Genomic DNA, 10430 nt, shown 5'->3' on the forward strand with positions numbered 1-10430 from the left:
GGCGGCTGAATGCGAAGCGGTGGGTCGGTGGGCGGGGCAAGCTCCGCGAAATGCAGAGTGCGTTTGCGGACTGGCAAAGCTCTTTCGGTGTCGAGCGTGGCAAGCCGCGCCCTGGACGTAAGCACACCAGAGTGAGTGACTGGTACGACGGCCATGCACGGCTCGATGAGCGCGAAGCATCGCTCAAAGAGCGTGAGTCGCGTACCCAAATCGAGTGCGAGGCTGCGGCTGCAGATCGCCGTTCTGCCGATAAGACGCTCGCCGAGACGAAAACCGAGCGAGCTGAGCTCGAAAAGCGGATCAGTGCTGCAACAAAGCAAGCGACGTCTTGGAATGCTGATCTCCAGGCCCGCGAAGCGCACCTGGAGCAGCGCGAGGTAGAGGCAGAACGGGTCGCTGAGCAGCAGAAAGCTGCCCAGCGACAATGTCAGGAGCAACGCAAGGCACTGGACGAGAGGGAACGGCAGCTGGCCACCCAGTCACAGAACCTGAAGCAACGAGAGGAAGCGCTTCAGGAGCATCAGTCCACCATCGAGCAGCGTGAGGCCGCCGTGGCTATCCAGGAACAACGACTCAAAATCCTGGAGCGGGAACTGGCCGAGCGCAGAGACTGCCTCAGCGCCAAGGAAGGTGCCCTGGAGCAACGCCAGACGGAGATCGACGCGGCCGGAGAGCAACTCCGCGAACGGCTCGGCGCCATGCGAGCGTGGGCAGATCAGAACCGTCCCGAGGACGCTGAACTGCTTGAAGGCAAGCCCAAGCCATTACCTGGCGCACTGCGCCAAATGGTCGGCGATGAGGCCGCAGACTGGCATGACCAAGGCCTCGATAACCTGCCACAACCGCCACCAAGGCGAGGTGGCCCCAATGGGCTGACACCCTGAGCACGCAAACCCCGCTACGGCGGGGTTTGCGTTCCCAGGCTACCGAAAACCGCCCCGCTGGCGACGCCCTGATGGAGCAGGTCGAGGAGCTGAGCGCCCAGGCGGCGCCCGTCAGTTCAATTTGCCAGCCCAAGCTCGCGCTCCACGTCGTCCAGGGAATGCGTGGTTTCCTCGCCACGGCGCAGACGCTCCAGGGTCTGTTCGGCCAGGTAGATGTCCTCCAGGTCCTCGAGGTGCTCGAGGATGGCCTCACGGGCGTAATAGGTCTTGGTGCGGCCGGTGGCCTTGGCCAGCACCTCTAGACGTTTCTCGATGTCGCTGGGCAGCTGTATTGCCAACATGGTGGCCTCTCCTAGAGGTTGATATACACGTATATCCTACCCCTAGGAGAGGCCCCGACCAGCCTCGAATTCACAATGCGACCCAAAGCCTCCACCCGGCTAAGCGGACTGGGGGCATGCACTCGCGAAAAGCGCGCTGCTGGACACTCAGGCCGCTCGGGTCCTGGTAAACGCGACCCCACAGCCCCCACTCGGCCAGTCGGAGTGAGGGCATGCACTCGCGAAAAGCTCCTGGAATGCCATGTCGAGACCTAGCACAACCACCGCTGTGAAGCATGGTATAAAATAAACGAACGTGTTTCTGTTGCTTCCTGGAGGTTGCGATGACGACTCAAGGCGACACACCGCGTGCTCGGTTACGGAGCAGTGTCATCAAGGACGAGGCCCCGCTGGAGCCAGCTGCAGAAGCCGAGGATTGGGCGATATATGGCGCTGACGAGCCAGGAGGGGATATCGCAATCGCAGTCTGGCGGGCGGCAATCGACCTGTTCGATGGTGATCGAACAGCGGCAGACCACTGGTTACATCATGAGGCAATGGGACTTGGGTGGAAACGGCCTATCCAGGTCATGCAAGAAGATCCTCAGCAGGTGCTAGATCTGATAGCCCGGATAGAGCATGGGGTGTATACCTAATCCGAGCCTGACTACTAAGAAATCCTTAGCAGTTTCCACCTCCTCCAATCCACTGTCCTAACGAACATTTCCGTTTCTTCCTGGAGGGATGTTTCGCATGAGTATCGGTTACGCCCCGCCCTAAAGCGCGCGAGTCTGGCCAAGGGGGTGGGGCCTCCCTCGCTCGAGCAACTGCTAGACTTCGCAGTAGGTCGATATTTGCCGATTTCTCTTCCCTTTGTTAGCTCAACATAAAGTCACAGATGGAGGAATACGACACGGTGGATGCCGAGACAGCTGAAATGGAGTGCTTCTATGAACATTTGCCCGATTCACACTGAGGCCGACTACAAGGCTGTGCTGCGCGAGGTATCCGCATACTTCGACAACGAGCCTGAGCCGGGCACCGAGGACGGCGACCGCTTCGAGATCCTGCTGACTCTGGTCGAGGCCTACGAAGCGAAGCAATTTCCCGTGGACCTGTCGGATCCCATCGAGGCCATCAGGTTCCGCATGGACCAGGAAGGGCTTACCGCCAAGGATCTGGAGCCGGCCATCGGCAAGCGCAACCACGTCTATGAGATCCTCAACGGTAAACGCCATCTGACCCTGGCCATGGTCTGGAAGCTCCACGCAATGTTCGGGATTCCGGCAGAGAGCTTGATCAAGCCTCCTCGGCATACGGAAATTGTCTGACCCTATTCTTTCCACAGGACTCCTTCTACAGCCGCCCTCTATGTCGGAAGGCACCTGTGCTGCCGCCTGTCCGCCTCGCTGCGCTCGTTGGCAGTGCCACCCCTCACCTTAACCGCTGGGTCGCTTTGCTCCCGCTCACGCGGACAATCTCGGCGCGCACCTGAATGTTTCAAACCTTGGCCGGGGGCGTTTAGCAGGACGGTTTTCCGATTATCCCGCAATAGCGGGATGCAGCGAGCAACGCGAGCGGTAACCAGGTCGAAGCCGGCATAGCGCTCGACATGCGATCAGGGTTAAGACGTCACCAGCTCCAAGCCCCCCCCCTTTTTTTTGCTAAACCGGGCCGAAGGCCCAATGTTCTCGCAGTACGTTGGGAGTCGGCCCACGACGCTTGGTGCTTTAGCGGTTAGGTTGCGCCGATAGGCGGGGCTCAGCCGCGTAGCGGCTCGAGAGCCCCGCCTTATCTCGACTTGTCGAGGCATGGTGGGGGTTGATTTTAGGCGGCCGCAGGCCGGGCGGAGAGAGGAGGAACGACGACCGGAGGGTAGGTGAGCGCAGGTGCGCTCTTTTCTGTACTTTTCCCCTTTTCCCCTTTTAGCTCGTTTAACTTACTGATAATAAACTATTTATTAGGCGAAAAGGGGAGTAATTCAGGGTCAAAAGGGGAGGGATTCAGGGTTAAAAGGGGAGGGATTCAGGGTTGTAAGGGGGAGGGATTCAGGGTTAAAAGGGAGAATATAAAAAACTCCCCAAATGGGGCGTTATAGACAAAGTCCTGCTGGAATCCCAAGGATGAACGAGCCTCAGATCTACAAGAGCAATGCCCTGGTTGAAGCATCTTACCGCCTCACCCCCGCTGAACAGCGCATCATGCTGGGCTGTATCACTCAGGTGCGACGGGATCAGCCACTTACCGATGAAGTAATGTATAGCGTCAGCGTGGCCGACTATGCGGCGCTGGTGGGTACTGACTCTCACTCTACCTACAAGGAACTAGCGGACGCCGCCTTGCGATTGAAACGCCGGGAAGTGTGGCTAAGGGAATATCCCAATGGACAAGGAAAGCGACCGAAGACTCTAGTAACGAGCTGGGTGCAGTCCATCGCCTACGTCAAGTCAGAAGGTCGCGTGGAGCTGCGATTTACTAAGGACATGCTGCCATATCTGACACAGCTTACAGAACAGTTCACGCGCTACGCGCTCGAGGATGTGGCTAAGATGACCAGTGCTCATGCTATGCGGCTTTATGAGTTGCTGTGCCAATGGCGGGGCACCGGCGAGCGAGAGGTATCTGTTGAGTGGTTGCGCGAGGCATTCCAGTTGGGCGGCAAGTACCCAGCGGTGAAAGACTTGAAACGGTGGGTAATCGAGCCTGCCACCGCGCAGATCAACGAACACAGCCCACTATGGGTAAAGTGGGACCAGCGCAAGACCGGCCGACGCGTCTCCCACCTGGTGTTCACCTTTGGCGAGAAGCCCTGTAAAGATTCTCAGAAGCCTCGCAAGCGTAAGGGGCGGGGCAATGTCGATAGGAAGGGCGAAAACGCATTAGGATCGATATACGGGATCCCTATGGCTGTTATCAATGCACAGGCTCGCCCGGGAGAGTCTAGCGACGACGCCGCACATCGCATCCTCGAAGAGCGACGGAATACTGCCAGGGCGTGAGTTTTTCTCGCTAGAGTCCATACTGTAGGGCAACCCGACGACAGAACCCGACAGTGCCCGACATGCCCCAGATGACCATAGGACGAATGGCCAGATTGTATGGCCTACACCGCTCCACGCTATACGAGGCAGTCGACAAAGGCCGCGTCACAGCTGCGGTTAACGGCAAGGGACAGAAGGTACTCGACCTGTCCGAGATGATCCGCGTTTACGGGGAGCCACCAGGTCAAAAACATTTCGCCCTACAAAATCCGACACCTAAGTCCGACGACCTACCCGACACCCCCAGTGTCATCGAGAAGTTCGATGCTCTTCTCGAGATCGTGAAGGAACAGCGCGACGAACTTCGGCAGCTACGCGAGGAAGTGGCACATCTGCGTAGGCTCCCTGCCCCTCCTTCTGATCCAATTCAGGAAACGCCCGCTACACAGCCCAAGGACGACGATCCCCACGGCCTGCGCTCGCTGGTCCAATCGCTGCGCGACCACGCCGACAACTCATCCGACCGCTAGAAGCTCAGCCGCTCGAACGGCCGCCCGGTGAGGGCGGTATAGGCCACCGTGTTCTGGATGTTGGCGTGGCCCAGGTACTGCTGCACCGTGCGCAGATCCACACCCTGGTTGATCAGGTGCACGCCGCAGGCATGGCGCAGCGCGTGCGGATGCCACTTCACGCCCAGCACGCGCTCACTAAGGCGATGCAGCAGGCGCCGGAAACCGTCGGCACTGACCGGCGCCCCCCGCTCGTTGACGAACACCAGGCCCGCGGCACGGCCGCTATCACGCTGGTAGCGCTTGAGCGCCCGCACGGTGTCGCCCTGGAGCGGATGCGTGCCGTCCCAGCTGCCTTTGGCGCGAGTGACGCGCAGCTCGTGGGTCACCAGGTCGACCGCCGACCAGCGCAGCCCCACCAACTCCGAGACCCGCAACCCGTGCTCGAAGGCCAGGCGCAGCATCAGCGCATCGCGCCGGCCGTAGCGGTGGTGCCGAATCGCGCCGCGCATCAGCCGGTGCACCTCATCGCGGGTCAGGTGCTGCCGGCCGCGCACCGCGTCATTGGCGGCGCGGCTGCGTACTGTCCGGGTTTCAGTGGCTGGGGCCACTGTCGGGGCGAGGTGTCGGGGCGTGTAGGGCACGGGCGGGAGCGCTCCTGGTCGCGGTGACTGTCTGGGTTTCAGTTGGAAGCCAGACAGTGTACTCCTTCTCCGCTCCGCGCCAACCCAGCATAAACCCAAGCGTTTAGGTTTATGCTAGACTGTCCTCATGCCAACCATTCTCCGTTTCGATGGCCTGAGAGCCGCCATCTACCCAAACGACCATCGACCGGCGCATGTGCACGTCATCGGCAAGGGCGGTGAAGCGGTCTTCATCCTGCACTGCCCGAGCGGTCCCCCCGAGTTGCGTGAGAGTTACCAACTCAACTCGAAGGATCTCAACCGTATCGCGTCGGCACTATCAGAAGAACTGTTGGCGTTATGTGCTAAATGGAGGGAGATTCATGGCCATTACTGATGATGTCATCCAGCAGGCAGAGGGCCGCATGGCCGCTGAACGCGACCATGCTCATGCTGTTGCCGCTCGATACGACCGCCGCACCAACCGAGTGATCGTGCGACTGCACTCAGGGCTCGAGCTCGCGATTCCTCCGCATCTTGTGGAGGATCTCGCCGAAGCCACGCCAGATGCCCTAGCCGAGATTGAGTTGTCCCCTTCCGGGCTTGGTCTGCACTGGCCTCAGCTCGATGCCGACCTGTACGTGCCCGCCCTCTTGGAAGGGCAATTTGGCTCTAAGCAATGGATGGCTCGTCAGCTAGGTGCCGCAGGGGGGCGCAGCTGTAGCCCAGCCAAACGCAATGCAGCCCAGGCCAATGGTGCCAAGGGAGGGCGGCCACGGAAGATACAGGCCTAAGACCAGGCAAAGTGGCCAGGCTACACTTCTGGCCACTACTATCAGCTTTCCAATCAGAAGTCAGACAGTAAAGTTTAACTCACCAGGGTCGCCAGCCTGGCCAGCACATCATCCATGATCTCTGGCGGGACACTCTCCACCCATCTCCCCTGGCGAGCCTCGATATCCAAGGTGCGCACATGGCTGCACAACACGACGCCGGTGGTGGTCGTACCCGCCTCGGCCAGCGACACCGTGAAGCCCCGGGAGCGCGCGAAGCCGCCCCCGTTGGTGATCGGCGCAACCAGGGGCGTGCCCATGGCAAGATTGAACGCATCCGGCGATACGATCAGCACCGGACGCATGCCTTGTTGTTCATGGCCCCGAGTGGGGTTGAGCGAGACGAAATAGATGTCGCCGCGCCGCATTACAGAAGCTCACGGCCGACGGGGTCGGCATCCAGCCACTCGCGCTCGCTGGCAGACATCTCCGCCGTGGTGTCGCACTGGGCCAGCAGCTCCTCGAGGGAGTAGCGGGGTTTGGCCGGCTCCACGACCAGGCGTCCGTGGTCGATCTCGATCTCGACTTGAGAGCCGGCGTGCAGATGCAGTTGATCGAGCAGTGCCCGCGGCACCGCCATCATGACGGAGCCGCCGACGCGGCGAAGATTAGTGGTGCTCACTGGTGGCCTCCTGCGCGAGTCGCGCCATAAAGTTATACATAAATATAACCCAACACCGCGCACACCGCAATCGGCCTCCCGACGCGCCTCCAAGGCCTTTCCGGGGTTAAGCTAGAAGCCTGACAGTACCACTCCAACCAACTTCCCTGCTCAGGAACCGGTTGCCTTTATATCAAACTGGATATAAAATTTGGATGTCCAGGATGAAGGGAAGGGCCTATGTCAGAAGAAGAAAAACCCATCGAGTTTCGCGGCGACTCGTTGGATCAGCTCCGAGGCTTCCCAGCGGAAGCCAAACAAACGGCGGGCTATGAGCTCAGCCGGGTACAGCAAGGCAAGATGCCCGATCACTACCGACCGATGCCAGATGTAGGACGCGGAGTGATTGAGATCAAGATCAGAGAGGCATCAGGTGCTTATCGGGTCTTCTACGTGGCAAGCAGGGGGGATACGGTCTATGTCCTTCACTGTTTCCAGAAGAAGTCGCAGCAGACCGAAAAGCGTGACATCGAGCTAGGAAAGCAGCGCTATCGCGAGCTTTCCTAGCGGCTAGGCCCCAGCCAATAGGGGCATTGAATAGAATTACAAGGTGGGCCTTCCCTGCAAGGTTGGCCCCCACTGAAAAGAGGGGCCTTCTACGGGCTCCCACGTTACCCGCACATCATGTGCGGTAAGCGTGCGATAGGAGAATAGAGCATGGCAAATGAGCGTTTTAGCAGTGTGTGGGATGCCATCGAGGATACTCCCGAGCAGGCAGACAACATGCGGCTGCGCGCCGAGCTTATGGGAAAAATTGCCGATCGCGTGGCCGAATGGGAAGTAACTCAGAAAGTAGCAGCCGAGCGTCTGGGTATTACTCAGCCACGTCTGAACGATCTCTTGAATGGTCGTATCAGCCGCTTCAGCTTGGACGCCTTGGTTAACCTTTCCCGACCGGCACTGGGTGGTCACCTTCACTTTTCTTTTGAAGATAAGCCGAAGGAAGCAGCAATGATTTGATTCTTTCTTAATTCCTGGACTTTAAGCCTCCAAGTACCGGAGGCTTTTTTATTAAAAAATCAGCAATAAAAACATAAAGATATATGAAAAAGAATCAATTACAAATTTACGACTTGGTAGAGATGATTCGGAAAGGGAAGTTTTCGGAGATGGAATACGATGGCTAAGAAATACTGTAGCGACGCGATGGCCGCGATCCATGAAACCATGGAGGCCCTGCACGAAATCGGTGCTGTCGATAAGAAAACGATACGCGACTTTAATGAGAGCTGCCTCACCACGGAGGAGACTATTCCCCCCGAGGCCATCCGAGCACTCCGCGAGCGTGAGCACCTTTCACAGCCAGTGTTCGCTCGCTACCTCAACATCAGCAAGAACCTAGTCTCCGATTGGGAGAGCGGTGCCCTCGACTGACGCGCTATCGCTTGGGCGGTTGGTTCCGGTTCTGGCTCCCTGACGGGTCGCTGGACGTTTCACTCTAGAAGGGCCAGGGCAAAATCTCACCCAGCCGGGGGCTATTATCTGATATGGCTATTTTCCGCTTTTCCAGTTTCGGATGGTTCGGGGGGTGACTCCGAGCCGCTCGGCCACCTCCCGCTGACTAGCCCCGGAATCGAGCAGGGAGAGCGCCTGAGCGCGTTTCTCGCCATAGGCTGCACCTTTGGCCATCCCACCTTTGCGGCCCTGTGCAGACTGCCAAGCGCTGAACGAAGCTGCGCTGAAGTTGCGGTGGGTGTACCTGGCCACGCTCTTGGCCGTGGCACGGACCTCGCTATCGGGGAGCGGCGTCTCGAAGTCGTTGTAGGCCCGCGTCCGAGTAAGCACGGCCTCATGCCAGCGCTCGTAGTCAGGCCACCCCTGACGTATTGCCCGGTAGGCCCAATGGCGCAGCCGCTCGAACAGGTTGCAGTTCCGCCCCAGCCCATAGTCGGGCAGGCGCTTGCGACGGTCGCCGTAGGCGCTCAGATCGAGCCAGCTATCCAGGTCGCCCAGCTCGTACAGCCGGGGCTCCCATTCGGTGACGCGCCAGTGCGAGTGCAGCGGGTTCTTGCAGATCAGCCCGGCATAGCCCTGGTCGGCGTCCAAGATGCTCCGTAGGGAACAATCCACCGCGGCGGCATAGCGCAAGGGACCTGGTTTACCGTCTGGCGCTGTCCTAACAGACACCTCGAGGCCGTAGATCAGGTGCGCGTGGCCATTCTCGGGGTTCTGAGCAGTGATTGTCGGCGGTGGTGCGCCACGATCGTTCCAATCTATCACCGCACCGCTACGGTCCACGTCGTAGACCAGCCAGTAGCGGTGGGTAGGCCCATTGGGCTGAATATACCGCGCCGCGAGGGCCTTCTGAACGTCACGGATGCGGAGCCCTTCGCCGAGGTCATCGGTGTGATACGGCTTACGCGGAAGCCTCTGCTGAAACAGGTCTATGGTGGTGCCCGGCTGCACTTGGCAGGCAAGGTCGGGGTAGGCCATAATTCCCTCACACGTTACGTGGCGCCCTCATCCCGTTCTTCCGCCAAGAGTCCCGGGGTGGGGCGTTGTCTTTTCCGCCTACAGGCGGCTCTTGGTGTTGTCCCCCCACTCTATCAGGCGTCCCGGTGTGCATTGGGAACACCAAGCACCGAAAATCCCTGTGTACTCAAGAGCAGGCAGACAGCTCCGATCGTTGGTTTCGTGCCAAAGTGCAGGAGGCCATAGATAGCGATAAGCCCTCTCTTCCCCACTCCGAAGCTATGGCTCGGCTGGATCGTCTGATGGAAGAGCGCCGGAGACAGCGCATTGGAGAAACGGCCACCGAGGTGCTTCGTGTCCTGCACGCCCGCCAGGAATACCCCTAGCCCACCCAGCGCCACAGCGCCTACTGGCTCTTGTGGACCGGTAAGGTTTGGGGGGTCGAGGGGGCACAGCCCCCCCGCTCACGCGCCTTTCGAGGAACGAGAAAGGCTAGTGAGTCCCCCTTGTGAAGGCTATACGCATGTCATCACAGGCCGCTTCAACGTCCACCCTGCCTACCCTAAGCCCTCCGGCTCTACTCTCCAGTTCACTGAAAAATTTTTCTCCCGCTCACCGCAAAATTCGCCGCCTTGCCCCCTGTATACAGGCACACACGCAACACAGGGCCGGACGACGATGGCATTTGCAATCATGCGTTTCGAGAAACTGAAAACTGGAATTCCCATCAACGGCGCGGTGAGCCACATCACCCGCTCACGCCCGACACCCAACGCCGACCCTGCGAGACGACACCTCAACCGCACGATCGTCGGGCCGGCTGACACCGACTCGAAAGCGATCCGCGAGGCTATCGAGGAGCGGACACCTGCGAAATTTCGGAAGGATGCTGTCAGGATGATGGAATTCATGATCTCGGCATCCCCGGAGTGGTTCCAGGACGCACCTCCAGAGCGTATCGATCAGTATTTCGACTCGGCTGCCGAGTGGCTCCGCAGCAAGTTTGGACATGCGAACGTTGTCAGCGCGATACAGCACAACGACGAAACGACTCCTCACATGCACGCCATGGTGGTGCCTGTAGACCCTGAGACGGGGCGGCTGAATGCGAAGCGGTGGGTCGGTGGGCGGGGCAAGCTCCGCGAAATGCAGAGTGCGTTTGCGGACTGGCAAAGCTCTTTCGGTGTCGAGCGTGGCAAGCCGCGCC

Annotated in this window: 16 protein-coding genes; 11 read left to right on the forward strand and 5 right to left on the reverse strand. The window is 59.5% G+C overall.

Translation table 11 applies throughout. The features are described from left to right. A partial coding sequence (locus OP496_RS15850) for a hypothetical protein (protein WP_280564762.1) occupies nucleotides 1–884 on the forward strand: 884 nt, incomplete at its 5' end. Nucleotides 885–1000: 116 nt separating this feature from the next. On the opposite strand, the gene OP496_RS15855 is transcribed toward OP496_RS15850, so the two are convergent. Continuing rightward, a complete protein-coding gene (locus tag OP496_RS15855; protein WP_280564764.1) occupies nucleotides 1001–1225 on the reverse strand; it encodes a DUF6290 family protein in 225 nt (74 codons plus the stop codon). Nucleotides 1226–2154: 929 nt separating this feature from the next. Between OP496_RS15855 and OP496_RS15860 the strand changes: the two genes are divergently transcribed. The 3 genes from OP496_RS15860 to OP496_RS15870 all read left to right on the forward strand — a co-directional run bounded on the left by OP496_RS15860 (nucleotide 2155) and on the right by OP496_RS15870 (nucleotide 4715). After that, nucleotides 2155–2535 carry a helix-turn-helix domain-containing protein gene (locus OP496_RS15860; RefSeq protein ID WP_280564765.1) on the forward strand — a complete coding sequence of 127 codons (381 nt, stop codon included), beginning with the start codon at nucleotides 2155–2157 and terminating at the stop codon, nucleotides 2533–2535. 792 nt (nucleotides 2536–3327) lie between these two features. Continuing rightward, on the forward strand, nucleotides 3328–4203 hold the full coding sequence (locus tag OP496_RS15865; RefSeq protein WP_280564766.1) for a replication initiation protein: 876 nt from the start codon (nucleotides 3328–3330) through the stop codon (nucleotides 4201–4203). 86 nt (nucleotides 4204–4289) lie between these two features. Continuing rightward, nucleotides 4290–4715 carry a hypothetical protein gene (locus OP496_RS15870; protein ID WP_280564768.1) on the forward strand — a complete coding sequence of 142 codons (426 nt, stop codon included), beginning with the start codon at nucleotides 4290–4292 and terminating at the stop codon, nucleotides 4713–4715. Here the strand turns inward: OP496_RS15870 and OP496_RS15875 are convergent. Next, nucleotides 4712–5338, reverse strand: coding sequence for a tyrosine-type recombinase/integrase (locus OP496_RS15875; RefSeq protein WP_280564769.1), 627 nt, complete (start codon nucleotides 5336–5338; stop codon nucleotides 4712–4714). The genes OP496_RS15870 and OP496_RS15875 overlap by 4 nt on opposite strands. Nucleotides 5339–5465: 127 nt before the next feature. Here OP496_RS15875 and OP496_RS15880 point away from each other — a divergent pair, with 127 nt between their 5' ends. Both OP496_RS15880 and OP496_RS15885 read left to right on the forward strand, forming a co-directional pair. Then, nucleotides 5466–5714, forward strand: a complete 249-nt coding sequence (locus OP496_RS15880) for a DUF4160 domain-containing protein (RefSeq protein WP_280564770.1) — start codon at nucleotides 5466–5468, stop codon at nucleotides 5712–5714. Next, nucleotides 5701–6111, forward strand: coding sequence for a DUF2442 domain-containing protein (locus OP496_RS15885; protein ID WP_280564771.1), 411 nt, complete (start codon nucleotides 5701–5703; stop codon nucleotides 6109–6111). The genes OP496_RS15880 and OP496_RS15885 overlap by 14 nt, the downstream gene beginning before the upstream one ends. Nucleotides 6112–6185: 74 nt before the next feature. Here the strand turns inward: OP496_RS15885 and OP496_RS15890 are convergent, their stop codons facing one another. Both OP496_RS15890 and OP496_RS15895 read right to left on the reverse strand, forming a co-directional pair. Further along, nucleotides 6186–6518 (reverse strand): type II toxin-antitoxin system PemK/MazF family toxin, encoded by a 333-nt coding sequence (locus OP496_RS15890; protein ID WP_280564772.1) that lies wholly within the window; start codon nucleotides 6516–6518, stop codon nucleotides 6186–6188. Further along, nucleotides 6518–6772 carry an AbrB/MazE/SpoVT family DNA-binding domain-containing protein gene (locus OP496_RS15895; protein WP_280564773.1) on the reverse strand — a complete coding sequence of 85 codons (255 nt, stop codon included), beginning with the start codon at nucleotides 6770–6772 and terminating at the stop codon, nucleotides 6518–6520. The genes OP496_RS15890 and OP496_RS15895 overlap by 1 nt, the downstream gene beginning before the upstream one ends. A gap of 219 nt (nucleotides 6773–6991) precedes the next feature. Here OP496_RS15895 and OP496_RS15900 point away from each other — a divergent pair, with 219 nt between their 5' ends. From OP496_RS15900 to OP496_RS15910, 3 genes are all read left to right on the forward strand, one after another. Next, a complete protein-coding gene (locus tag OP496_RS15900) occupies nucleotides 6992–7318 on the forward strand; it encodes a type II toxin-antitoxin system RelE/ParE family toxin (protein WP_280564774.1) in 327 nt (108 codons plus the stop codon). 150 nt (nucleotides 7319–7468) lie between these two features. Next, nucleotides 7469–7771 carry an XRE family transcriptional regulator gene (locus tag OP496_RS15905; protein WP_280564776.1) on the forward strand — a complete coding sequence of 101 codons (303 nt, stop codon included), beginning with the start codon at nucleotides 7469–7471 and terminating at the stop codon, nucleotides 7769–7771. A 159-nt stretch (nucleotides 7772–7930) separates the two neighbouring features. Then, the gene (locus OP496_RS15910; RefSeq protein WP_280564777.1) at nucleotides 7931–8185 is read left to right on the forward strand and encodes a DNA-binding transcriptional regulator; all 255 of its coding nucleotides are present in this window, start codon (nucleotides 7931–7933) and stop codon (nucleotides 8183–8185) included. A 117-nt stretch (nucleotides 8186–8302) separates the two neighbouring features. Here the strand turns inward: OP496_RS15910 and OP496_RS15915 are convergent, their stop codons facing one another. Next, nucleotides 8303–9244, reverse strand: a complete 942-nt coding sequence (locus OP496_RS15915; RefSeq protein ID WP_280564778.1) for a replication initiation protein — start codon at nucleotides 9242–9244, stop codon at nucleotides 8303–8305. Between the two features lie 125 nt (nucleotides 9245–9369). Here OP496_RS15915 and OP496_RS18390 point away from each other — a divergent pair, with 125 nt between their 5' ends. Both OP496_RS18390 and mobV read left to right on the forward strand, forming a co-directional pair. Continuing rightward, nucleotides 9370–9609: a hypothetical protein gene (locus OP496_RS18390; RefSeq protein ID WP_348522018.1), complete on the forward strand. Its 240-nt coding sequence runs from the start codon at nucleotides 9370–9372 to the stop codon at nucleotides 9607–9609. 292 nt (nucleotides 9610–9901) lie between these two features. Then, a partial coding sequence (mobV, locus tag OP496_RS15920; RefSeq protein WP_280564779.1) for a MobV family relaxase occupies nucleotides 9902–10430 on the forward strand: 529 nt, incomplete at its 3' end.

Source organism: Chromohalobacter sp. 48-RD10, from assembly GCF_029889785.1.
Taxonomy (GTDB): domain Bacteria; phylum Pseudomonadota; class Gammaproteobacteria; order Pseudomonadales; family Halomonadaceae; genus Chromohalobacter.

Excerpts from the sequence above, each read along its gene's own strand:
- OP496_RS15890 (WP_280564772.1), bottom strand. The coding sequence starts at position 6,518 with ATGCGGCGCGGCGACATCTATTTCGTCTCGCTCAACCCCACTCGGGGC.
- OP496_RS15885 (WP_280564771.1), top strand. The coding sequence starts at position 5,701 with ATGGCCATTACTGATGATGTCATCCAGCAGGCAGAGGGCCGCATGGCC.
- OP496_RS15910 (WP_280564777.1), top strand. The coding sequence starts at position 7,931 with ATGGCTAAGAAATACTGTAGCGACGCGATGGCCGCGATCCATGAAACC.
- OP496_RS15855 (WP_280564764.1), bottom strand. The coding sequence starts at position 1,225 with ATGTTGGCAATACAGCTGCCCAGCGACATCGAGAAACGTCTAGAGGTG.
- OP496_RS15865 (WP_280564766.1), top strand. The coding sequence starts at position 3,328 with ATGAACGAGCCTCAGATCTACAAGAGCAATGCCCTGGTTGAAGCATCT.
- OP496_RS15870 (WP_280564768.1), top strand. The coding sequence starts at position 4,290 with ATGGCCAGATTGTATGGCCTACACCGCTCCACGCTATACGAGGCAGTC.
- OP496_RS15915 (WP_280564778.1), bottom strand. The coding sequence starts at position 9,244 with ATGGCCTACCCCGACCTTGCCTGCCAAGTGCAGCCGGGCACCACCATA.
- OP496_RS15860 (WP_280564765.1), top strand. The coding sequence starts at position 2,155 with ATGAACATTTGCCCGATTCACACTGAGGCCGACTACAAGGCTGTGCTG.
- OP496_RS15905 (WP_280564776.1), top strand. The coding sequence starts at position 7,469 with ATGGCAAATGAGCGTTTTAGCAGTGTGTGGGATGCCATCGAGGATACT.
- OP496_RS15880 (WP_280564770.1), top strand. The coding sequence starts at position 5,466 with ATGCCAACCATTCTCCGTTTCGATGGCCTGAGAGCCGCCATCTACCCA.
- OP496_RS15900 (WP_280564774.1), top strand. The coding sequence starts at position 6,992 with ATGTCAGAAGAAGAAAAACCCATCGAGTTTCGCGGCGACTCGTTGGAT.